General features: G+C 72.1%; 23 protein-coding genes, 1 tRNA gene and 1 pseudogene. 12 read left to right on the top strand and 13 right to left on the bottom strand.

Annotated features, from left to right (window positions below):
* Positions 1-87, top strand: a complete 87-nt coding sequence (locus IEY17_RS20965; protein ID WP_229680312.1) for an IS3 family transposase — start codon at positions 1-3, stop codon at positions 85-87.
* A gap of 37 nt (positions 88-124) precedes the next feature.
* Here the strand turns inward: IEY17_RS20965 and IEY17_RS20970 are convergent.
* The 4 genes and pseudogenes from IEY17_RS20970 to nth form a co-directional block, all read right to left on the bottom strand.
* A pseudogene (locus IEY17_RS20970) lies at positions 125-787 on the bottom strand (CvpA family protein); the annotation flags it as partial.
* 51 nt (positions 788-838) lie between these two features.
* Positions 839-1,549 (bottom strand): NUDIX hydrolase, encoded by a 711-nt coding sequence (locus tag IEY17_RS20975; protein WP_188990400.1) that lies wholly within the window; start codon positions 1,547-1,549, stop codon positions 839-841.
* Positions 1,546-2,181 (bottom strand): TlpA family protein disulfide reductase, encoded by a 636-nt coding sequence (locus tag IEY17_RS20980; protein ID WP_188990402.1) that lies wholly within the window; start codon positions 2,179-2,181, stop codon positions 1,546-1,548. The genes IEY17_RS20975 and IEY17_RS20980 overlap by 4 nt, the downstream gene beginning before the upstream one ends.
* The gene (gene nth, locus IEY17_RS20985) at positions 2,178-2,915 is read right to left on the bottom strand and encodes an endonuclease III (protein WP_188990629.1); all 738 of its coding nucleotides are present in this window, start codon (positions 2,913-2,915) and stop codon (positions 2,178-2,180) included. The genes IEY17_RS20980 and nth overlap by 4 nt, the downstream gene beginning before the upstream one ends.
* 197 nt (positions 2,916-3,112) lie before the next feature.
* On the opposite strand from nth, the gene IEY17_RS20990 reads away from it, so the two are divergent.
* From IEY17_RS20990 to IEY17_RS21005, 4 genes are all read left to right on the top strand, one after another.
* The gene (locus IEY17_RS20990) at positions 3,113-3,367 is read left to right on the top strand and encodes a hypothetical protein (RefSeq protein WP_029535541.1); all 255 of its coding nucleotides are present in this window, start codon (positions 3,113-3,115) and stop codon (positions 3,365-3,367) included.
* A 94-nt stretch (positions 3,368-3,461) separates the two neighbouring features.
* Positions 3,462-4,136 (top strand): Crp/Fnr family transcriptional regulator, encoded by a 675-nt coding sequence (locus tag IEY17_RS20995; RefSeq protein WP_184725400.1) that lies wholly within the window; start codon positions 3,462-3,464, stop codon positions 4,134-4,136.
* Positions 4,137-4,331: 195 nt separating this feature from the next.
* Positions 4,332-4,592 (top strand): hypothetical protein, encoded by a 261-nt coding sequence (locus IEY17_RS21000; protein WP_188990404.1) that lies wholly within the window; start codon positions 4,332-4,334, stop codon positions 4,590-4,592.
* Between the two features lie 380 nt (positions 4,593-4,972).
* On the top strand, positions 4,973-6,205 hold the full coding sequence (locus tag IEY17_RS21005) for an MFS transporter (RefSeq protein WP_188990406.1): 1,233 nt from the start codon (positions 4,973-4,975) through the stop codon (positions 6,203-6,205).
* Here the strand turns inward: IEY17_RS21005 and IEY17_RS21010 are convergent.
* The 3 genes from IEY17_RS21010 to IEY17_RS21020 form a co-directional block, all read right to left on the bottom strand.
* A complete protein-coding gene (locus IEY17_RS21010) occupies positions 6,187-6,798 on the bottom strand; it encodes a helix-turn-helix domain-containing protein (RefSeq protein WP_188990408.1) in 612 nt (203 codons plus the stop codon). The two genes, IEY17_RS21005 and IEY17_RS21010, sit on opposite strands and share 19 nt — an antisense overlap.
* A gap of 65 nt (positions 6,799-6,863) precedes the next feature.
* Positions 6,864-7,655: an MBL fold metallo-hydrolase gene (locus IEY17_RS21015; RefSeq protein ID WP_188990631.1), complete on the bottom strand. Its 792-nt coding sequence runs from the start codon at positions 7,653-7,655 to the stop codon at positions 6,864-6,866.
* On the bottom strand, positions 7,655-8,485 hold the full coding sequence (locus IEY17_RS21020) for an NUDIX hydrolase (RefSeq protein ID WP_188990410.1): 831 nt from the start codon (positions 8,483-8,485) through the stop codon (positions 7,655-7,657). Before IEY17_RS21020 ends, IEY17_RS21015 begins: the two co-directional genes overlap by 1 nt.
* Positions 8,486-8,620: 135 nt before the next feature.
* On the opposite strand from IEY17_RS21020, the gene IEY17_RS21025 reads away from it, so the two are divergent.
* Positions 8,621-9,520, top strand: coding sequence for a Gfo/Idh/MocA family protein (locus IEY17_RS21025; protein ID WP_188990412.1), 900 nt, complete (start codon positions 8,621-8,623; stop codon positions 9,518-9,520).
* A 76-nt stretch (positions 9,521-9,596) separates the two neighbouring features.
* Here the strand turns inward: IEY17_RS21025 and IEY17_RS21030 are convergent, their stop codons facing one another.
* The 4 genes from IEY17_RS21030 to sp36 form a co-directional block, all read right to left on the bottom strand.
* Entirely contained in the window at positions 9,597-10,658 is a 1,062-nt protein-coding gene (locus IEY17_RS21030; RefSeq protein WP_229680379.1) for a hypothetical protein, read from the bottom strand.
* Positions 10,659-10,687: 29 nt separating this feature from the next.
* Positions 10,688-11,302 (bottom strand): hypothetical protein, encoded by a 615-nt coding sequence (locus IEY17_RS21035; protein WP_188990414.1) that lies wholly within the window; start codon positions 11,300-11,302, stop codon positions 10,688-10,690.
* A 391-nt stretch (positions 11,303-11,693) separates the two neighbouring features.
* Positions 11,694-12,152 (bottom strand): RidA family protein, encoded by a 459-nt coding sequence (locus IEY17_RS21040; protein WP_188990415.1) that lies wholly within the window; start codon positions 12,150-12,152, stop codon positions 11,694-11,696.
* Position 12,153: 1 nt separating this feature from the next.
* Positions 12,154-12,312 (bottom strand): Sp36 family protein, encoded by a 159-nt coding sequence (sp36, locus tag IEY17_RS21045; protein ID WP_188990418.1) that lies wholly within the window; start codon positions 12,310-12,312, stop codon positions 12,154-12,156.
* 89 nt (positions 12,313-12,401) lie between these two features.
* Here sp36 and bagA point away from each other — a divergent pair, with 89 nt between their 5' ends.
* Both bagA and bagB read left to right on the top strand, forming a co-directional pair.
* Positions 12,402-13,403 carry an ATPase BagA gene (bagA, locus tag IEY17_RS21050; protein WP_188990420.1) on the top strand — a complete coding sequence of 334 codons (1,002 nt, stop codon included), beginning with the start codon at positions 12,402-12,404 and terminating at the stop codon, positions 13,401-13,403.
* Complete coding sequence (bagB, locus tag IEY17_RS21055; protein ID WP_188990422.1) at positions 13,400-14,539, top strand: ATPase BagB; 1,140 nt, start codon at positions 13,400-13,402, stop codon at positions 14,537-14,539. The genes bagA and bagB overlap by 4 nt, the downstream gene beginning before the upstream one ends.
* A 68-nt stretch (positions 14,540-14,607) precedes the next feature.
* Here bagB and IEY17_RS21060 read toward each other — a convergent pair whose 3' ends face one another.
* Entirely contained in the window at positions 14,608-14,907 is a 300-nt protein-coding gene (locus tag IEY17_RS21060) for a WhiB family transcriptional regulator (RefSeq protein WP_188990424.1), read from the bottom strand.
* A gap of 249 nt (positions 14,908-15,156) precedes the next feature.
* Between IEY17_RS21060 and IEY17_RS21065 the strand changes: the two genes are divergently transcribed.
* Positions 15,157-17,565 (top strand): penicillin-binding protein, encoded by a 2,409-nt coding sequence (locus IEY17_RS21065; RefSeq protein ID WP_188990426.1) that lies wholly within the window; start codon positions 15,157-15,159, stop codon positions 17,563-17,565.
* Between the two features lie 109 nt (positions 17,566-17,674).
* On the top strand, positions 17,675-18,451 hold the full coding sequence (locus IEY17_RS21070) for a siderophore-interacting protein (protein WP_188990635.1): 777 nt from the start codon (positions 17,675-17,677) through the stop codon (positions 18,449-18,451).
* Between the two features lie 113 nt (positions 18,452-18,564).
* On the opposite strand, the gene IEY17_RS21075 is transcribed toward IEY17_RS21070, so the two are convergent.
* Positions 18,565-19,035, bottom strand: a complete 471-nt coding sequence (locus IEY17_RS21075; RefSeq protein ID WP_188990428.1) for a GatB/YqeY domain-containing protein — start codon at positions 19,033-19,035, stop codon at positions 18,565-18,567.
* A gap of 71 nt (positions 19,036-19,106) precedes the next feature.
* Here IEY17_RS21075 and IEY17_RS21080 point away from each other — a divergent pair, with 71 nt between their 5' ends.
* Complete coding sequence (locus IEY17_RS21080) at positions 19,107-20,069, top strand: metallophosphoesterase (RefSeq protein ID WP_188990430.1); 963 nt, start codon at positions 19,107-19,109, stop codon at positions 20,067-20,069.
* A 52-nt stretch (positions 20,070-20,121) separates the two neighbouring features.
* A tRNA-Pro gene (locus IEY17_RS21085) sits at positions 20,122-20,195 on the top strand.
* The last annotated feature ends 75 nt before the right edge of the window (positions 20,196-20,270 follow it).

Genomic DNA, 20,270 nt, shown 5'->3' on the forward strand with positions numbered 1-20,270 from the left:
ATCACCTGGTTCAACACCACACGAGGCCACACACACTGCCAGGGTCTGAGCCCGGTCCAATACCGGGCCCAGACCCTCGCCGCCTAGACTCTTAATTAACGAGTCCAACCACGGGGGACCAGTTCACGAACCCGGTGCCCTCCAACGCCCGCGCGCACGACGCCGCACGCCCGCGGACCTTGACCACGCTGGTCCGCGCCTTGCGCACCACCTCGCTGGAGGCCAGCGCCGGGTCGGGCGGCTCGATCTGGCGCACCGGGGTCTCCGAGAACGGCTCCAACGCCTCCGGGAAACCCTGCACGCCGAGCATCTCGCGCAGGTCGTTCGGCAACGCCCGGGCCGAGTCCGGCATCACCGAGTTCACCGCGCTGAGCACCTGTGACCTGCTGATCGCGGCCGCCAGCCCGGGCAGCGCGGACGCCGAGGTGAACGGCAGCGCCACCAGCCAGGCCACCACCAGCACCGCGACGAACTGCAGGACCGCGCCCAACGCGTTGTCCACCCCGGCCAGCCGCTGGGAGGTGATCCGCTCCCGCAATTCCCGGCCGGCCCACATGCCGAAGGTCTCGCCGAAGGCGACCAGCAGCACCACGATGCCCACGCCGAACGCCAACCTGGCCACCGGGCTGTCCAGCCGGTCCAGCACCAGCGGGGCCACCTTGAGGCCGACGACCGCGCCGACGAACACGCCGAGGAACGAAAACAGCGCCGTGACCAGACCGCTGCGTGCTCCCGAGACCGCGGCGAGCAGTGCCAGCAGCACCACCAGCAGGTCGACCCAGTTCACCGCTCACCTCAATCCCTCGACGACCGGACCGGCCCCACGGTGCCAGACGGATCAACTCCGCCCGAAGCCGACGTCCTCCGCCTCCTCCGCGGCCCGCCACGCCTCGTCGAGTTCCCGCACGTCCGCGCGGTTCCAGGAGCGCGACCACCCGGCCAGATCCAGCAGCCCCGACAGCAGGCCGCCGGTGAAACCCCACACCAGCATGCCCGGCACCAGAAACGCCGGGCTGGGATGCCGCCCGGACAGCCCCACCCGCAGCCGGTTCGCCGGATCGGTCAGCCAGGAGATCGGCACCCGGGCCACCGCCGCCGTCTCGCCGGGGTCCACCGGGGAGACCGGAGAGGGCTCGACCCAGTGCGCGAGCACCGGCGTCACCCGGAAACCGCTGTGCGCGACGTGCAGCTCCGGCAGGGTGGCCACCGGACGAACGCCCTCCGAGCGCAACCCCACCTCCTCGACGGCTTCCCGCAGCGCCGCGTCGACCGGCCCGCGATCAGCATCGTCGAGCGAGCCGCCGGGGAAGGCAACCTGGCCGGGGTGCGAGTTCAGGCCGTCGGCGCGGCGCAGCAGCAGCACGTCCGGCCCATCCGAGCCCTCGCCGAACAGCACCAGGACCGCGGCCGGGCGCGCGTCGGCGGGCGGCCGGGTGCGCGGCCAGCCCAGGTGCCCGGGGTCGAGGTCGGCGGTGCGCTTGACCAGGGGTTGCAGCCAGTCCGGCAGGTCCGCCGGGTCGACCAGTGGCCCGGGGCGCTGGTGGTTCACCGGGCACCCCCCAACGTGCGGTCGACGGCGGCCTGCACCTCGTCCGGCGACTCGAAGGCGACCGGCGGGTCGATCCGCCGCACCTCGCCGGCGGCGGTGACGACGTAGCTGACCGGCAGCACGCCGGGAGCCTTCAGCGCGGCTCGGACGCGGTTATCCCCGTCATGCATGTTGGGGAAGTGAACGCCGAGCTCAGTCAGTAGGTCAAGACCGTCCGCCGGATCGCTGTCGACCTGCACCCCGAGCACCCGGATCGCGCCTGGTCGCGCGGCGTAGGACTGCAGGGCGGGAAGCTCGGTGCGGCACGGCCCGCACCAGGTGGCCCAGATGTTGACCAGCGTCGGCGCCCCGGCCACCGTCGCGGCGAGGTCGGCGGGCCGACCATCGGCGAGGCACTGCGCGGTCACCCCGGACAGCTGCGCCGGGCCGTCGGAGCCCGCCGGGCACGGCTGGAGGGCGGCCGCGGCGCGCTGCGCCGGGTCGACGGTGCTGGCCGCGGGTGGGTGCGCCGCGACCGAGCCGGGCGGTTGCTCGGCGTCGCGCGGCCACAGCGCCACCACGCCCACCACCGCGAGCACCACCACGACAATGGTCCAGCGGATCTCGCTACGGTAGGCACGCAGGCCGCTCACGCCAGCGGCTCCTTGGCCGCGGCCTCCTCGATGGTCCGCTCCGGGATCTCGTCGACCACACCGGCCAGCGCCAGCAGCCGCGGCGTCTCCGGGCCGCGGACCAGCTTCGCGGCCTGCGCGGGTTCGGTCGGGCCGGTCCCGTACGACGGGCAGTCGCGGGCCAGCAGGCAGGCGCCGCAGGCGGGCTTGCGGGAGTGGCAGACGCGGCGGCCGTGGAAGATCACCCGATGCGAGAGCATCGTCCACTCCTTGCGCGGGATGAGCTCCCCGATGGCGTGCTCGACCTTGACCGGGTCCTCCTCGGTGGTCCAGCCCCAGCGCCGGACCAGGCGGCCGAAGTGGGTGTCCACGGTGATGCCGGGCACGCCGAAGGCGTTGCCGAGGATCACGTTGGCCGTCTTGCGGCCGATCCCGGGCAGCTTGACCAGGTCCGCCAGCCGGCGGGGCACCTCGCCGCCGTGCTTGTCAACCAGCGCCGCGCCCAGGCCCATCAGCGAGGCCGCCTTGTTCCGGTAGAAGCCGGTGGGGCGGATCATCTCCTCCAGCTCGGCGCGGTCGGCGGCGGCGTAGTCGGCCGCGGTCGGGTACTTGGCGAACAGCGCCGGGGTGACCTCGTTCACGCGCTTGTCGGTGCACTGCGCGGACAGGATCGTGGCGACCGCGAGTTCCAGCGGCGTGTCGAAGTTCAACTCACAGTGCGCGTCCGGATACGCTTCGGCCAGCGCTCGGAGCATCCGGCGAGCCCGCCGGACCAGACCCAGCCGGGACTCACCCCCGGCGCGGGTCCTGGACTTGGTGTTTCGAGCCGACTCCACCACCCCACCAGACTACGGATCTCGCCGTCCCGGAAGGTGACCGCATCGACGCGCTGCGTCCCAAGCCACCCCCGGTTGCACCTGCCTCGAAGGCATGAGCGAGGATTTGCACCATGATGGCTGCCTGGTTCGTCATCGTCGTGCCGCTGGTGATCATGTTCTTCACGCTCTTCATGGAGCGCGTGGAGGCCCGCCTGCGACACGTGGCGGTGCAGGAGAACGAGGTGGAGGAACTGCTGGAGAACGCTCGTCCCGACGAGGTGCGGGCGCTGTTCCGGCAAGGCATTGGACGCGCGCTGGAGTTGTTCCAGCTTCGCAGGGTGGGGCGCGCCGGTAGGCTGCGTACTCGCCGCTCCCGCGACCAGTCTTAGAATTTACTGGTAGTGATCGGCGGCACTCCGCCAGACTTGCACTCGCGGGTCCGGCACCACAGACAGCCGCCGCGTCTCAACATGGAGGGACGAGGTGGACGAGACCCTGGCCCGGGCCGGCATCTTCCAAGGCGTGGAGCCGGCTGCGGCGGAGGCACTGGCACAGTCGCTGGAGCCCGTGGAGTTCCCGCGTGGGCACGTGATCTTCGCCGAGGGCGAGCCGGGTGACCGGCTCTACATCATCCAGTCCGGCAAGGTGAAGCTCGGGCGCAAGTCCCCGGACGGCAGGGAGAACCTGCTGGCGATCATGGGGCCGTCGGACATGTTCGGCGAGCTGTCCATCTTCGACCCGGGCCCGCGGACGTCGACGGCCACCACGGTCACCGAGGTGCGGGCGCTGAGCATGGACCGCGCGGCGCTGCGGCAGTGGATCGCCACGCGCCCGGAGATCGCCGAGCAGCTGCTGCGGGTGGTTGCCCGGAGGCTGCGCCGCACCAACGGCATGCTGGCCGACCTGATCTTCACCGACGTGCCGGGCCGCGTCGCCAAGGCGCTGCTGCAGCTCGCGCAGCGGTTCGGCAGCCAGGAGGCCGGGCTGCTGCGGGTCACCCACGACCTGACCCAGGAGGAGATCGCGCAGTACGTCGGCGCCTCGCGGGAGACCGTGAACAAGGCGCTGGCTGACTTCGCGCACCGCGGCTGGCTGCGGCTTGAGGGCAAGAGCGTGCTCATTCTCGACCCGGAGCGGCTGGCCCGCCGCGCTCGCTGACCCAGCGACGCCGTTTCGACGCGCGTCGGCCGACGGGTTCGGGACGCTTCCCGGACTCCTGGCGTCGACGTGCGTTTCGTGCTGCCCGCTTGCGGCTCGGGTGAGCGTCCCTCCACGTTTCGTGGTGGCCCGGGAACCGGGCGTGTCCGCGGGGCGTCCCACGGTTGATCGCATCCCGACGACCGAAAGGGGTCGATGACCGTGGACGCCGTGCTACCTCTCGCGTGCCTCCTACTCGTGGTGCTGGCCGTGATCGTCACCGTGCGCGGAGCGGGCTCCCCGCGGCGCCGTTCGCGCGGTTATCACTCCTCGTCGTACGTCGGGTCCACCGGCGACTCGGGCAGCAGCTCGTGGGACGGCGGCTCCGGTTCCGACTCGGGCGGGGGCTCCTTCGGCGGCGGTGACTGCGGTGGCGGTTTCAGCGGCGGGGACGGCGGTGGCGGCGGCTCCTGCTGACACCGAGACGTGCGAAGGGGCTGGGCGCCACCCCCGACGCGGCGCTCCAGCCCCTTCGCTGTGTGCGTGGTTCGTCCCCCGACGACCAACCACGCTCCCCCGATCCTCCGATGCGTCGGCCCCGAATCCTTGACACCGGAGGAAGGTCTCAGCTTCGACGATGCTTGACCGGCGGTCTCGCCTTCAAGCCCCTCTCACCTTCCTGGACGTGGCTACCCACAGCACGGTTGCAGACTTCACCCGTATTGCGTACCCGTCTGCTCCCAGTGTGCCCTGAACAGGCACGAGCAAACCGGGTAAAAGGTCCCGTTTTCGCCCCGGTGACCGTTGTCCCCGAAAAAAGTTAGTACCGTCGTACCAAAATCTGGATACTGGTACGCGTGTCCACTTCCCCCTCGCTGATCGACTACCGCACCGCCCTGACCGCACCCGGCGCCCGAGGCCCGGTCATCGCCTCGCTGTTCGGCCGGCTCCCGATCGCCATGGTCGGCCTCGCGCTGATGCTCTACGTGCAACGCGAGACGGGGTCCTTCGCGGCTGCCGGGTTGGTGTCGGCGGGCGAGCTGATCGGCGTCGCCTGCGGCTCGGTCGCCCAGGGGCGCGTGATGGACCGGGTGGGCCCCACCGTGCCGCTGTACGTCATGTCCGCGGTGTTCGCGGTGTTCGTGACGGCCGCGGTCGCGGTCATCGAGATGCACGCGCCGGTGGCGCTGATGACCGCGCTGGCGTTCGGCGTGGGGATCAGCGAGCCGATGGTCGGCCCCGCCTCCCGGGCGCTGTGGAACGGGCTGCTGCCGCCGGGGCCGGTGCGGGATGCCGCCTACTCGTACGAGGCGATCAGTCTGGAGGTCTTCTTCATCCTCGGCCCCGGCCTGGCCGGGCTGCTGGTCGCGATGCCGTGGGCCGGGACCGGGCTGGTGGCCGGGGCCGCGTGCCTGGTCGCCGGCAGCGTCGGCTTCGCCTCGACCCGCGCGGCGCGTCGGCAACGGCCCACCGCCGCGGCGGGCGGCAGCCTGCTCGGGGCGATCGCGAGCCCGGGGATGCGCACCGTGGCGGTCGCCGCGCTGGGCTTCGGCGTGCTGATCGGGTTCATCGAGGTCGGCGTGCCCGCAGCCGCCGTGGCGGCCGGGCAGCCCGCCGCGGGCGGGTTGCTGCTGAGCCTGCTGTCGGTGAGCTCGGTGGCCGTCGGCCTCCTGTACGGCGTGCGCCCCTGGCCGCGCCCGATGCACCTGCGGCTGCCCGCGCTGCTGTTCGGGTTCGCCCTGCTGATCACGCTGCTGGCGGTGCCGAGCGACCTGTGGGGACTGTGCCTGGCGCTGCTGGTCGTGGGCAGCCTGATCACGCCGCAGTCCACGGCGCACTCGGTTGCGATCGAGATCGCCGCGCCCAGGGGCACCGCCACCGAGGCGTTCGGCTGGGTCGTCACGTCGGTGACGCTGGGTTCCGCGGTCGGTCAGTCGGTCAGCGGCCAGCTGGTGGAGCTCAGTGGCCCGCCGGTGGCGTTCCTGGTCGCCAGTGGGCTGGGCGTGCTGCTCGCGCTGGTGCTGTGGCTGCGCCGCCGGACGCTCATCCCCGCGTCGTCCCGCTCCGACGTTCACCTGGCCGGTGTGTGACCGGGGTGCGACGGCCGATACGGGTCGGCGTGCAGGTGTGCCCACATCCCTTGCGGATCGAGCAGGACGAGTAGCTCGACCGCGCCGCCGTCGGCGCTGCCCAGCCAGTGCGGCGAGGACGTGTCGAACTCGGCCGCCTCACCGGGTGGCAATGTCAGGTCGCGCTCGCCAAGGACCAGCCGCAGGTGTCCGTTGAGCACGTACAGCCATTCGAAGCCGTCGTGGGCCTGCGGGGCTGGTTCGGGTGGTTCGGGCTGAGCGGGGATGATCATCTTGAACGCGTGGACCTCGCCGGGCCGCCGGGACAGCGGCACGAAGGTCATCCCGAACCGGTGGATCGGCGTGAGGTGGATGCGGGGGTCGCCGGTGCGCGGGGCGCCGACGAGGTCGTCCAGCGGAAGGTTGTACGTGCGGGCCAGCGGCAGCAACAACTCCAGGGTGGCCCGGCGCTGCCCGGTCTCCAGCCGGGACAGGGTGCTCTCCGACACGCCGGTTGCCGTCGCGAGGTCGGCGAGGGTGATGCCGCGGTGACGACGCAGCGCGCGAAGTCGGGGCCCGACCGCGTCGAGCACCTCGTTCGTGTCGCGATCCACGAGACGATCTTGTCAGGGCCGCAAGGGTACGTGCCAGATGGTGGTGTGTCGGCCAGTGGGTGTGGTCAGCGCGCGGCGAGTTCACGCAGGTAGGTGAGCTGGGCCTGGACGGTGAGCTCCGCCGCCGGCCAGACCGAGCGGTCCACGTCCGCGTAGACCAGTTCCACGACCTGGCGCGGGGTGGCGTCCGGCCCCAGGCTCGCGAGGGCTTCGCGGACCTGCGCGAGGCGCTGTTCGCGGTGGCTCAGGTAGGCGTTCGCGATCTCGCGGACGTCCGGCAGTTCCGGGCCGTGACCCGGCAGCACCCGCAGGCCGGCCGGGAGGTCGGCGAGCAGCCGCAGCGACTCCAGGTAGGAGCCCAGGTGGCCGTCCGGGTGGGCGACGACCGTGGTGCCCCGGCCGAGGATGCTGTCGCCAGTGAACACCGCCGGTTCGGCGTGGTCCGCGACGAAGCACACCGAGTCGGCGGTGTGGCCCGCGGTCACCAGCACGCGCAGTTCCACACCACCCGCGTCGATCACCTCGCCCTCGCGCAGCGGGTCCGCGCCCCGGCACAGCGCCGGGTCCAGGGCCCGCACCGGTGCCCCGGTGAGCTCGGCGAACCGGGACACTCCCCCGGTGTGGTCGCTGTGGTGGTGGGTGAGCAGCACCAGCGACACCGGTCCGTGCTGGGCGACGCGGCCGAGGTGGTCGGTGTCGGCCGGGCCCGGGTCGATCACCGCGCACGCGCTCGCGTCCGGGTCGCGCACCACCCACGTGTTGGTGCCCTCCAACGTCATCGGCGACGGGTTGCGGGCCAGCAGCACCGACGCGTACGGGGTCACCGGGCGAAGCTCGCCGTAGGCGGGGTGCTCCATCACGTCGCCTCCTCGTAGCCGGGTTCACCGGGCAGCACCGCGTGCCACCTGCCCGCGCGCTTGATCAGCTTCGGGGTGACCTTGTCGAGGGTGCGCTCGGCGGACAACGCCGCCGCCAGCCCGCCGCACTCGGCGATCTCGGCCAGGGTGACGCGGGTCGGCGGCAGCAGGTGGCAGCGGCCAAGGCGGAAGTCCGCCAACGCGCGCCGCGGGGTCGCCCAGTACGCGTCGGCGGCCTCGGTGGTGACCGCGTCCGCGCGCTGCCCGTCGGGCATCGCGGCGAGGAAGAAGCGGGTGTCGTAGCGGCGCGGTTCGCGTTCCGGGGTGACCCAGTTCGACCACGGGCGAAGCAGGTCGGCGCGCAGCACCAGCCCCTCGTCGGCCAGGAACTCCGCCAGCGAGAGGTCTCGGGCGACCAGCGCCGCGCGGGCGTCGCGGTAACGGCCGGTGTCACCCACCACCGTCGTGGGGTCCGGTCCGGCGAGCAGCACCCCGGACTCCTCGAAGGTTTCGCGCACGGCCGCGCACACCAGGGCGCGGGCCAGTTCGGGTGCGCAACCGAAGCGCTCCGCCCACCAGGCCGCGTCCGGGCCGGTCCAGGCGACCGAGACGTCCGCGTCGCGCTGGTCGATGCCACCGCCGGGGAACGCCGTCATGCCGCCCGCGAACGGCATGCCCTGCGCCCTCCGCTGCAGGAACACCTCCAGGCCGGCCGCGCTGTCGCGCAGCAGCACCACGGTGGCCGCGTCCCTGAGCGGAGCCGGTTCCGCGGGCGGCGTCTCGGGCACGAGCCCGGTGGGCAGCGGCCGATCTTCGGGCTGGAACACCATGCGGGTCACCCTATGCCGGAAACCGGCGGGACAGTACGCCCGGAAACACGATCCCGCGGAGGGCGCAACACCCGGTCGTGGGTAACCCGGCCCCGATTGCCGTAGCCGCGGTACGGCACCGGCACCATGGCTGGCATGGACGAAGCACTGCGGGTCGGCGTGGTCGGAGCAGGTCCCTGGGCGCACCGGGTGCACGCCCCGGGGTTGTACGCGCATCCAGCAACGCGGTTGGCGGCGGTGTGGGCGCGGCGGCCGGACGCGGCCAAGGCGCTCGCCGAACCGCACGACGCCGCGGTCGTCGACAGCTTCGACGAGCTTCTGGACTCGGTGGACGCGGTGGCGTTCGCGGTTCCGCCCGCGGTGCAGGCCGAGCTCGCCCCGGTGGCGGCGCGTACCGGGCGGCACCTGGTGCTGGAGAAGCCGTTGGCCGCCGATCCGGACGGGGCCCGGGCGGTGGTCGACGCGGTCGAGGAGTCCGGGGTGGCGGCGCTGCTGATGCTCACCCGCCGGTTCTCGCCGGAGGTGCAGGACTGGCTGGCCGGGGTGCGGGAGCTCGGCGGCTGGCAGGGCGGGACCGGTCGCTGGCTGGCGGGCGGGCTGCTCGCCGGGGACTACGCGGCGTCGCAGTGGCGGCAGGAGCGCGACGGCGCGCTCATCGACGCGGGCCCGCACGCGATCGATCTGCTCGACGCGGCCCTCGGCGACATCGAGCAGGTGCGCTACGCGCACCGCAGCGACGACGACCTGTGGCAGGTGGTGTTCGGGCATGCGACGGGCGCGACGAGCACGCTGTCGCTCTCGCTGCGCGTGCCGGTGCAACCGGCGGTGGTGGAGTTCGCGGTGTACGGCGAGCACGGTCTCGCGCCGCTGGTCGGGCGCCGCACGGCCGCCCGGGAGTGCTACGCCCACATGCTCGACGACCTGCTGGCGATGATCCGCGAGGGGCGTTCGGACCACCCGTGCGGCGTGCGCCGGGGCCTGCACCTGCAGCAGGTGCTGGTTCAGGTCCGCAACGCGGCTCGCGCGCAGCCCTGAGGGGGCTGCACCGGCTCGGCGCCGTCAGATCGCCAGATGCAGGCGGGGCGGAGCGCCGATGGCTCCCCGCGATCGGTCAGGAGCGCTGCTGTTGGGGGGCGTACGCCTGGTTGTTCGCCGAGGCGGCGCCGATGGGCGGGAAACCGCCCGTGCCGCCCGGCATCGTCGAGGCCCAGCCCTCCTCGTTGTTCGCGCCGTTCTGCCGGCGCGGCGGCACGGAGCGGTCCTGCTCGCGCTGGGCGAGTTCCTCGTGCAGCTTGCGCAGCAGGTTCCGCTCGCGGTCGGTGAGCTTCGCGTCCACCGCCGGCGGCACCCGCATGGCGTTGCCTGCCTGCGCGGCCTGCGGCGCCGCGGGCTCCTGCGCCGGCTCCGCCGGGGGCTCCGGCTGCTCGACGCGTCGCGTCGGCTCGTCTGCGCGGACCGCCGGCCGCGCTTCCTCGCGCGGCGGTTCCGGCGCGCGCCGCTCGGCCGGGCGCGGCTCGGCTGCGGCGCGCCGCTGCTCGGTTCGCGGGTGTTCGGTGGTCTCGGCGAGTTCCAGCCGGACGCGGTGGGCGGCGGCGAGCGCCTCGCGGTGGTATTCGGGTAGTTCGGCACCGCTTTCGAAGACGTCGACCGAGCAGCTGATGCCGGCCCGGCGCAGGGCCTCGATCAGCTGGTAGCCGACCGCGGCGGCCGAGCCTTCGGAGCCGACCTCGGCGAGCAGGACGCGCCGGGGCACCGCGCCGTAGCTGGCGCCGGCCGGGGTGGTGCGCCAGGCGCACCAGATGCCGCGCACGCCCGGAAGGCGTCCGGTGATCGGCCCGAGTGCTGCGACCAGGTCGTCGTCGCTCACCTCGGATTCGCCGAAGCGGTGCTCCTCGGCGGGCACCTCCTCCACCACGTACAGCCGGTCGGCGAGGGTGTGGGTGGAGCGGGTCTCGTCCAGCACCCGGCGCAGGTGGTACTGCTCGGTCGAGGTCACCGGGATACGCCCGGCGACCAGGCAGCCGGTGAGGAATTCGGCAGCGGCGTCCGGCTGGCCGGCACCGAGCAGTTCGCGGGCCGAGTTGATCCCGTCGTCGTCGACCCGACCGGTCATGGCCAGTAGGAGGTTCTGCAGCCGGTCCACCGGTCCGGCCCCCTCAGCCACGTCCACCACGCACGCCTCCTTCAGGGATGTTTGCCGCTTCAGCCGCGGCGGCCGGCAAGTTCTTCGGCTCCCGCGCACACCAGCACCGACTCGGTGAGGGCGGCGCGGTGGTACGGAGTGGGTTTGAGGTCCGCTGGCAGCACCTCGACGCAGGGTTCGGGCTCGCCGAGGGCGCGTAGCACGCGCTGGATCTCCCCGGTCAGTCCGACGTGGTCGGCCGTGGCGGTCACGAGCACGACGCGCTTGGTGGTGCCGTCGCTGCTGCGCCGCCAGGTGGTGCGCACCTCGCGGACGCCCGACCGGCCGCGCAGCGTGGCACCGAGGACGAGGACTTCGGAGTCCCCGCGGCTGTCGGTGGGGGCGTCGGCGTCGAAGCCGTGCTCCGGTGTCTCCGCGGCGTCGGCGGGGAGGATGGCGTTGACCATGGCCGGGTCGGCGCCCAGCGGCAGCAGGGCCTGGGAGAGCAGCCGGTGCTCGCCGTCGTCCAGCCCGATACGTTCCCGCACCAGGGTGCCCGGGAGCATCCGGGCGATCACGTCGGCGGCACCGCCGGCCAGCCAGTCCCGGTAGCGCCACAGGTGGCGGTCCGGCAGCCGACCGGCGAGTCGAAGCAGTAGTTCGTGGCACAGCAGTTCGGTCTCGCGCACTGCCACGTCGGCCCCTCCCAGCCTCGTACTCCGTCGATGCGGGGTGTACCCCGCAGCCCCCCGGCTTCCAGCTGCACCCGTCCAGGTGAACCTTGGTCGCGACGACCGCATCAAGCAACCCCTTGACCGGTCTTCTCACGACACACTGGAATCGATCACCTCCGTTTGGGCTACACCGACATCGGTGAACTCAAACACGAGGTGATCGCAGCGTACTGGTCGCGGTAGCCGCTTCGCGGGTCAGCCGTCGAAATCACCGCTCGGAGACCGCGGGTGACGGGACGAGGACGCGATGTCAGACCGCGTCGCTCTCGGGCGCCAGGCTGTCGCCCCCGCCAGGAGGGTCACACGCCAGGCGGACTGCGCCGAGCGGACGCGAGCCGCTCGGCGCGACCGGTCATTCGACCTCGACGATCATTTCGATCTCCACCGGAACGCCCAGCGGCAGTTCCGCGACGCCGACCGCGGAACGGGCGTGCTGACCGGCCTCCCCGAAGATCTCCCCGAGCAGTTCGGAGGCCCCGTTGACCACGGCGGGCTGGCCGGTGAAGCCCTCCGCCGAGGCGACGAAACCGACGACCTTCACGATCCGGACGATGGAATCCAGCCCGACCAGCCCGTCCACCGCGGCGAGCGCGTTGAGGGCGCAGGTGCGGGCGTGCTGCTGGGCCTCCTCCAGACTGATCTGTGCCCCGACCTTCCCGGTCGCCGCGACCTTGCCGTCGACGATCGGCACCTGGCCGGAGGTGTAGACGTGCGCACCTGTGCGCACCGCGGGCACGTACGCCGCCACCGGCGCGACCACACCGGGCAGGTCGATGCCGAGTTCGGCGAGGCGATCGGTCCACCGGCCCATGTCAGCTCTCCTTCGGGCGCTTCAGGTAGGCCACCAGCTGCTCGCCGGTGGGGCCGGGCAGGACGGTGACCAGCTCCCAACCGTCCTCACCCCACTGGTCGAGGATCTGCTTGGTCGCGTGGATCAACAGCGGAACCGTTGCGTACTCCCACTTCTGCATGAGGGCAGCTTAGGAGACCGATCACCCGGCCACCGGCGGGGAGTTGCGACCGGCGCACATTTCCCCACCGCGCCACTTACGCTGATCGTGTGACCGACTGGGACGGGGAACTGAACCATGCCCGACTGCACGTGGTCAGCGGCAAAGGCGGCACCGGCAAGACCACCGTCGCCGCCGCGCTCGCCCTCGCCCTGGCCACCGGTGGTCACAAGGTGCTGCTGATCGAGGTGGAGGGCCGACAGGGCATCGCCCAGCTCTTCGACACCGCCCCGCTGCCCTACGCCGAGGAGTGGATCGCGGCCGCGCCCGGCGGCGGCGAGGTGCGGGCGCTGGCCATCGACGCCGAGGCGGCGCTGCTGGAGTACCTGTCGATGTTCTACAACCTCGGCTTCGCCGGCCGCACGCTGCGCAAGATGGGCGCCATCGAGTTCGCCACCACCCTCGCACCGGGCCTGCGGGACGTGCTGTTCACCGGCAAGATCAAGGAGTGCGTCGGGCGGACCGACGAGCGCGGGCGCCACGTCTACGACGCGGTGGTGGTGGACGCGCCGCCGACCGGGCGCGTGGTCAAGTTCCTCGACGTCACCCGGGCGATGGCCGACCTGGCCAAGGTCGGCCCGATCCGCGACCACAGCGAGGGCGTGGTACGCCTGCTGCACTCCAGCGACACCGTCGTGCACCTCGTGACGCTGCTGGAGGAGCTGCCGGTTCGGGAGACGCTGGAGGCGGTCGCCGACCTCGACGCGGCCGACCTGCGGCCCGGCGCGGTGGTGCTCAACCGGGTCCGGCCCACCCGGTTGCCGGCGCGGTCGGTGGAGGCCGCTGCACGCGGCCGGGTCGACATCGAGCGGGTGCGCTCCGGGCTGGCCGCCGCCGGGCTGGCCGTCGACGAGGAGACGCTCGACGGACTGGTGCACCAGACGATCGAGCACGCCCTCCGGGCCCGCACCGAGGAGGAGGCGCGGCGGCAGCTCGCCGAGACCGACCTGCCGACCGTCTCGCTGCCCGACCTCACCGCCGGGATCGACGTGGCCGAGCTGTACGAACTGGCCGAAATCCTCACCGAACACGGCATCCGGAGCGCCCGATGAGCCAGCCGTTACGACCCGCGCAGATCGACATCGACGGGCTACTGGACGATCCCGGCACGCGCATCCTGGTCTGCTGCGGCTCCGGCGGGGTGGGCAAGACGACCACGGCCGCGGCGCTGGCGGTGCGGGCCGCCGAACGCGGCCGCAAGACGGTGGTGCTGACCATCGACCCGGCCCGGCGCCTCGCCCAGGCGCTGGGCCTGCGGGAGCTCGGCAACCAGCCGAAGCAGGTGGTGCTGGACGGCTTCGAACCGGCCGGCGACCTCAACGCGATGATGCTGGACATGCGCCGCACGTTCGACGACATGGTGCTGGCGCACGCCGGGCGGGAACGCGCCGAGCAGATCCTGAACAACCAGTTCTACCAGACGATCTCCACGTCGTTCTCCGGCACACAGGAGTACATGGCGATGGAGAAGCTGGGGCAGCTGTCTGCCTCCGGCACCTGGGACCTGATCGTGGTGGACACCCCGCCGAGCCGGTCGGCGCTGGACTTCCTGGACGCCCCGCAGCGGCTGTCCACGGTGCTGGACGGGCGGCTGATCAGGATGCTGTCCAGCCCGGCGCGGGTCGGCGGCAAGGGCCTGCGCAAGCTGGTGGGCGCCGGGTTCGGGATGTTCGCCAAGGCGGTGTCGACGATCATCGGCGGCCAGCTGCTGGCCGACGCGGCGGCCTTCGTGCAGGCATTCGACTCGACGTTCGGCGGGTTCCGGGAACGCGCCGAACAGACCTACCGGCTGCTGCGCTCCCCCGGCACGGCGTTCCTGGTGGTGGCCGCGCCCGAACCGGACGCGCTGCGCGAGGCGTCCTACTTCGTGGAGCGGCTGGCCGGGGAGGGCATGCCGCTGGTGGGGCTGGTGGCCAACCGGACCCACCCGGTGTTCGCCGGGCTGGCCGGGGCGCGCGCGACGGCGGTGGCCGAGGAGATCGAGGCGTCCGGCTCGGCGCCGCTGGCCGCGGCGGTACTGCGGGTGCACGCCGACCGGGTCGCGGTGGCCGAACGTGAGAAGCGGTTGCTCGCCCGCTTCACCCGGGCCCACCCGGAAGTGTCGATGGTGGGTGTGCCCGCCCTGCCGACGGACGTTCACGACCTGGCGGGCCTGCGGGAAATCGGCCGCCGTCTCGCGGGTGAATAGCAGATGTCGGGCCGGACAATTCCGCGTCCGACCCGACACCTTTGGACGAGTTTGGGTGCTCGTTCGGACTAGCTCGCCGGACACTCGGCGATTTCGGCGTAATCCTGCCGGGCAGCTTCCAGCAATTCGCGCCAGCTGCGGACGTCGGGACGACGACGCAACAAAGCGCGCCGCTCGCGCTCCGTCATTCCGCCCCACACCCCGAATTCGATCTTGTTGTCGAGCGCCTCGCTCAGGCACTCGGTTCGCACTGGGCAGCCGAAGCACACCATTCGCGCCTTGCGCTGCTCGGCGCCGCGAACGAACAACTGGTCCGGATTCTGATCACGGCACGCGGCCTGGACCCGCCAGTCCCCCTGCTCGAACATAGAGTTCCCCCAGCTCCTCACTGGTATCGTCGGCGACTGTGTTTTCGTCCGGAGCCCCCCGGCACCGGATGTCGTGGTCGCCTGCCGACGACCACGACCGTGCTGTCGCTGGACGTAGACGGACTGTAGAGCCCAGCGGTTCCACAACCAAACAACGGTTGTCGCTCCGTTATCTTTTATCCTCATCACATCGGGCGGATCTCACCCGTGACACTCTGTCACGAACGCCTTCGGACTTACCCTGGCGAAGTGCGTGTCCGAGACGGCGTGCTGAAGCTATTCGGCCTGTGTGTGCTGGCTGGCGTCCTGGTCGCCGGACTGCTGTTCCCGCTGGCGGGATCACTGGGAGTGGTCTCCAACCGCGCCAGCGACGCGGTGAACAGCATTTCCACCGACCTCATGACCAAGGAACCGCCCCTTGTGACGACGGTCACAGACAGGGACGACCGGCCGATCGCCTACCTCTTCGAGCAGAACCGCACACCCGCCGCGCCGGACCAGATCGCGGACACCATGAAGGCCGCGATCGTGGCCATCGAGGACCGGCGCTTCTTCGACCACCACGGCGTCGACTGGGCGGGCACCATCCGCGCCGCCGTCACCAACCAGATGTCCGGCGAGATCGCCCAGGGCGGCTCCACGCTCACCCAGCAGTACGTCAAGAACTACCTGGTGCACGTGGTCGCCGGGAACGACCCGGTCAAGCAGGCCAAGGCCATCGAGCAGACCCCGGCCCGCAAGCTGCGCGAGATCCGCATCGCGCTGCAGCTGGAGAAGCAGCTCAGCAAGGAGGAGATCCTCGCCCGCTACCTCAACGTGGTGCCGTTCGGCAACCAGACCTACGGCATCGCGGCGGCCTCCCGCACCTACTTCAACACCACACCCGACCAGCTGACCATCGCGCAGGCCGCGCTGCTGGCGGGGATGGTCAACAGCCCCAGCGCGCTGAACCCGGAGAGCAACCCGGCCGAGGCGCTCAACCGACGCAACCTGGTGATCAACGCGATGGAGAACCAGCGCCGGATCACCCCGCAGGCCGCCGAGGAGGCCCGCAACGAGCCGCTCGGCCTGGCCCAGCCGCTGGCCCGCATCCCCAACGGGTGCGTGGGCGCCGGGCCGTCGGACGGGTTCTTCTGCAAGTACGTCGTCGACTACCTGGAACGCGCCGGGTTCACCGAGGAGCAGCTCAGGCGGGGCGGCTACACCATCCGCACCACGCTGGACAAGCGCGCCACCGACGCCGCCAAGGCCGCCGTCGAACGCGGCGTGCCCAAGATGACCAAGGGCATCGCCAACGTGATGAGCATCGTCGAACCCGGCAGGGAGAAGCACCGGGTCCGCGCCCTGGTCGCCAACCGCGACTTCGGCAACGACGCGTCGAAGGGCCAGACGGCGTATGCGCTGCCCAGCGGCATCGTGAAGTTCGGTGCCGGGTCGGTCTACAAGGTGTTCACCTCGGCCGCGGCGCTGGAGAAGGGGATGGGGATTTACAACACCATCCAGGCGCCCGCCTCGTACACCTCGTCGGTCTACCGCAACGGCGCGGCGCCCTACACGGTCGGCAACGCCGAAGGCGTGCGGCCCGGTCCGCGCACCCTGCAGATGGCCCTCGCGACCTCGCCGAACACCGCGTTCGTCGCGCTGCAGGAGCGGGTGGGGCTGGCGCAGACGGTGGACATGGCCGCGCGGCTCGGCATGCGCCAGACCCTGCTGTACCACAACGCCAGCGGCGACCCGCTGTCCCCGAACGGCTCGAACGGGCCGTCCCAGGGCGATTTCGTCAAGCAGCGCAACATCGGCGCGTTCACCCTCGGCTACGCCCCGACCAGCCCGCTGGAGCTCAGCAACGTCGCCGCCACGATCATGAGCGGCGGCGTGTGGTGCCCGCCGACGCCGATCGAGCAGATCCTGGACCGCAACGGCAACCCGGTCTCGATCACCGAGGACCCGTGCGAGCAGGCCGTGGACGAGGGCCTGGCCAACGCGCTGGCGGTCGGCATGAGCCGCGACGACCAGCCGGGTGGCACCGCGTACGCGGCCGCCCGGGCGGCGAACTGGACCCGTCCGATCGCTGCCAAGACGGGGACCACCGAGGTGCACCAGTCGGCCGGGTTCATCGGCGCCACCCCGCAGTTCGCCGGGGCCGTGCTGACGTTCAGCGACGGCTCCTCGCCCCAGGGCATCTGCGACAGCGATCCGCCACGGCTGTGCGGCGTCAACGGCGGCAACATCTACGGCGGCAAGGTGCCCGCGCGGACCTGGTTCGACGCGATGAACGTCATCCACGAGGGCCTCCCGGTCGCGCCGCTGCCGCCGACCACCAAGCGCTACGAGACCGGCGGCAACGAGCACCACGTGCCCAACGTGGTCGGCCTGGAGGCCAAGCGGGCCACCGAGGTGCTGGAGAAGGCCGGGTACAAGGTCCAGGAACGCTCGGTGAACAGCCAGCGCCGGCAGGGCAGTGTGGTCAGCCAGACGCCGCGTGGGTTCGCGCTGCCCGGCGAACTCGTGACGATCTCGGTGAGCACCGGGTACGTGCCGCCGCCGTCACCGGAGCGGCCACCGCCCGGGCCGAAGCCCCCGCAGCAGCCGCCCCCGGGTCGGCCGCCGGAGCAGCCGCGACCACCGGGCCTGCCACCCGGCCTGTTCCCGCCGTGATCGACGAGTGCGGGCGCCTTTCTGAAGCCGGAGGCGCCCGCACTGTCTTCCGCGACGGCTGCGCGAACCGGCTGGTGGCGCCCTTCCTAGACTCGGATGCGTGACGAGCATGTACACGAGCACCAGGCGCGCCCGGTCCCGGTACCGGTTGCTGGACGTGCGCGCGACGGAGCGCATCACGCCGCGGATGGTGCGCGTGACGCTCGGCGGCAGCGAGCTTGCGGACTTCGTCAGCAACGGCAGCGACCAGCGGATCAAGCTGTGCCTGCCGCAGCCCGGACAGCCGATGCCGCTGGGCCGCACCCGGGCGGAGGTGTTCGCGCTGCCCCGCGAGCAGCAGCCGCGCCAGCGCACCTACACGGTCCGCTGGTTCGACGCGGAGCGCCAGGAGCTGGCGATCGACTTCGTGGTGCACGACCACCACGGGCCGGGCAGCTCGTGGGCGGCCGCGGCCAAGCCCGGCGACCAGATCGTCACGGTCGGCCCCAGCCCCGCCTACCAGCCACAACCGGACGCCGACCCGCTGGTGCTGGTGGGGGACGAGACGGCGCTGCCCGCCATCGGCGCGATCCTGGAGGAGCTGCCCGCCGGTGCGCCGGTCGTGGTGTTCGCCGAGGTCGCGGATGCCGCGGAGGAGCAGTCGATCACCTCGGCCGCGGACGTGCGGTGGCACTGGCTGCACCGCGACGGGGTTCCGGCCGGCGAGAGCACGCTGCTGCTCGACGCCGTGCGCGAAGCGGACCTGGGCACGAACCCGCACGTGTGGATCGGCGCCGAGGCCGACGTGGTGCACCAGCTGCGCGAGCACTGCCAGCGCACCCTGGGCCTGGACCGCCGCCGCCTGTACGCCCTGGCCTACTGGCGCCGCAACGCCGCCGGCGACTGACTCCGAGGTGGGGGCAGCCGGCCACCCGGTTGCTCGCTGCCCCCGCTCGCACGGCGAACGCGGAGCATCGTCGACCGAGCAGCCGGAACTGCCCGTCACTCGTCACCGGGTGGTCAGCCGGCGAGTTCCGCCTTGACCAGGGCCGCCACCCTGCCGCCCTCGGCGCGGCCCGCCACCTTGGCGTTCGCCGCCTTCATCACCTGGCCCATCTGCTTCATGCCCGGGCGCTCGCCGAGCTGGGCCTCGACCTCACTGACAGCCTCCCGAACCAGCTGCGCGAGCTCGTCCTCGCCGAGCGGCTTGGGCAGGTAACGCCGCAGGATCTCGGCCTCGCCCCGCTCGGCCTCGGCCTGGTCCGCGCGCCCGGCGCCGTGGAACGCCTCCGCCGCCTCGTCTCGCTTCTTGGCCTCCTTGCTCAGCACCCGCAGGACCTCTTCGTCGGTGAGTTCGCGCGCCTGCTTGCCGGCGACCTCCTCCTTGCTGATGGCGGCCAGCGCCATCCGCAGCACGGCGGTGACGACGGTGTCGCGTTCCTTCATCGCGGCGGACAGGTCCGCGCGCAGCTTCTCCTTGAGCTCGGCCATGCCGCGATTATCCCGCTGCCGCCGCGCGGGCCGGGCGTCGGCGGGCGCGGTGTCGTCGTAGGGTTGGTGGGGTGAACAAGTTTGGGCGGATCCTGGTCGGCGTGGGCGCGCTCGGTGCCGCGACGATCACCTACTCGGCCGCGATCGAGCTGCGCCGCTGGACGCTGCGGCGGGCGACCCTGCCGGTGCTCGCGGACGGCGCGGCCCCGCTGCGTGTGCTGCACATCTCCGACCTGCACATGACCCCGAACCAGCGGTCCAAGCAGCGGTGGGTGGCCGAGCTGGCCGAGCTGGACCCGGACCTGGTGGTCAACACCGGTGACAACCTCGCGCACCCGCAGGCGGTTCCGGCGGCGCTGCGCGCGATGGGTCCGCTGCTGGACCGCCCGGGCGTGTTCGTCTTCGGCAGCAACGACTACTACGGCCCGCGGCCGAAGAACCCGGCCCGCTACCTGCTGCCGTCGTCGCAGGCCAAGCGCATTCACGGGGAGCCGCTGCCGTGGCGGGACCTGCGCGCGGCGATGACCGAGCGCGGCTGGGTGGACGCGACGCACCGGCGGCACGTCCTCGAGGTGGCCGGGGTGCGCATCCACGTCGCCGGGCTGGATGACCCGCACCTGCACCTGGACCGCTACGACCTGATCGCCGGGCCGCCACCGGCGGACGTGCAGCTGCGCCTGGGCGTTACGCACTCACCGGAGCCGCGGGTGCTGGATTCCTTCGCCGAGGAGGGCTACGACCTGGTGCTGGCCGGGCACACCCACGGCGGCCAGCTGCGGCTGCCCGGGTACGGCGCGCTGGTGACCAACTGCGAGCTGGACCGGTCGCGGGCCCGCGGTGCCTCGACCTGGGGTGAGCACATGCACCTGCACGTCTCCGCCGGGCTGGGCACCTCGCCGTACGCGCCGGTGCGCTTCGCGTGCCCGCCGGAGGCGACCTTGCTGACTCTGCTGCCCCGCTCCGAGAAGACGGCTCCCACCAGCGAGAACGAGTTGAGCGGGACCCCCTTCGGAGCCGGTCCGGGCGTCCGCTAGACTGTGATCCGGCGGTTGGACGAGAACCCGAGGTGTTCACCGCCGAAAAGATCGGGGTGTGGCGCAGCTTGGGAGCGCGCTTCGTTCGGGTCGAAGAGGTCGTGGGTTCAAATCCCGCCACCCCGACAGGCGAAAGGGCCTGGTCAGGACTCCGCAAGGAGTTCCGACCAGGCCCTTTCTTCACGCTCCGGACCAGGCCGA

Source organism: Saccharopolyspora thermophila (genome assembly GCF_014646075.1).
Classification (GTDB): domain Bacteria; phylum Actinomycetota; class Actinomycetes; order Mycobacteriales; family Pseudonocardiaceae; genus Saccharopolyspora; species Saccharopolyspora thermophila.

Coding starts and splice junctions, on each gene's coding strand:
- IEY17_RS21015 (WP_188990631.1), bottom strand. CDS start 7,655: ATGGAGCACCCCGCCTACGGCGAGCTTCGCCCGGTGACCCCGTACGCG.
- sp36 (WP_188990418.1), bottom strand. CDS start 12,312: ATGCAGAAGTGGGAGTACGCAACGGTTCCGCTGTTGATCCACGCGACC.
- IEY17_RS21000 (WP_188990404.1), top strand. CDS start 4,332: ATGACCGTGGACGCCGTGCTACCTCTCGCGTGCCTCCTACTCGTGGTG.
- IEY17_RS20990 (WP_029535541.1), top strand. CDS start 3,113: ATGGCTGCCTGGTTCGTCATCGTCGTGCCGCTGGTGATCATGTTCTTC.
- IEY17_RS21040 (WP_188990415.1), bottom strand. CDS start 12,152: ATGGGCCGGTGGACCGATCGCCTCGCCGAACTCGGCATCGACCTGCCC.
- IEY17_RS21020 (WP_188990410.1), bottom strand. CDS start 8,485: ATGGTGTTCCAGCCCGAAGATCGGCCGCTGCCCACCGGGCTCGTGCCC.
- bagB (WP_188990422.1), top strand. CDS start 13,400: ATGAGCCAGCCGTTACGACCCGCGCAGATCGACATCGACGGGCTACTG.
- IEY17_RS21060 (WP_188990424.1), bottom strand. CDS start 14,907: ATGTTCGAGCAGGGGGACTGGCGGGTCCAGGCCGCGTGCCGTGATCAG.
- IEY17_RS21075 (WP_188990428.1), bottom strand. CDS start 19,035: ATGGCCGAGCTCAAGGAGAAGCTGCGCGCGGACCTGTCCGCCGCGATG.
- nth (WP_188990629.1), bottom strand. CDS start 2,915: ATGCTCCGAGCGCTGGCCGAAGCGTATCCGGACGCGCACTGTGAGTTG.
- IEY17_RS21025 (WP_188990412.1), top strand. CDS start 8,621: ATGGACGAAGCACTGCGGGTCGGCGTGGTCGGAGCAGGTCCCTGGGCG.
- IEY17_RS21070 (WP_188990635.1), top strand. CDS start 17,675: ATGTACACGAGCACCAGGCGCGCCCGGTCCCGGTACCGGTTGCTGGAC.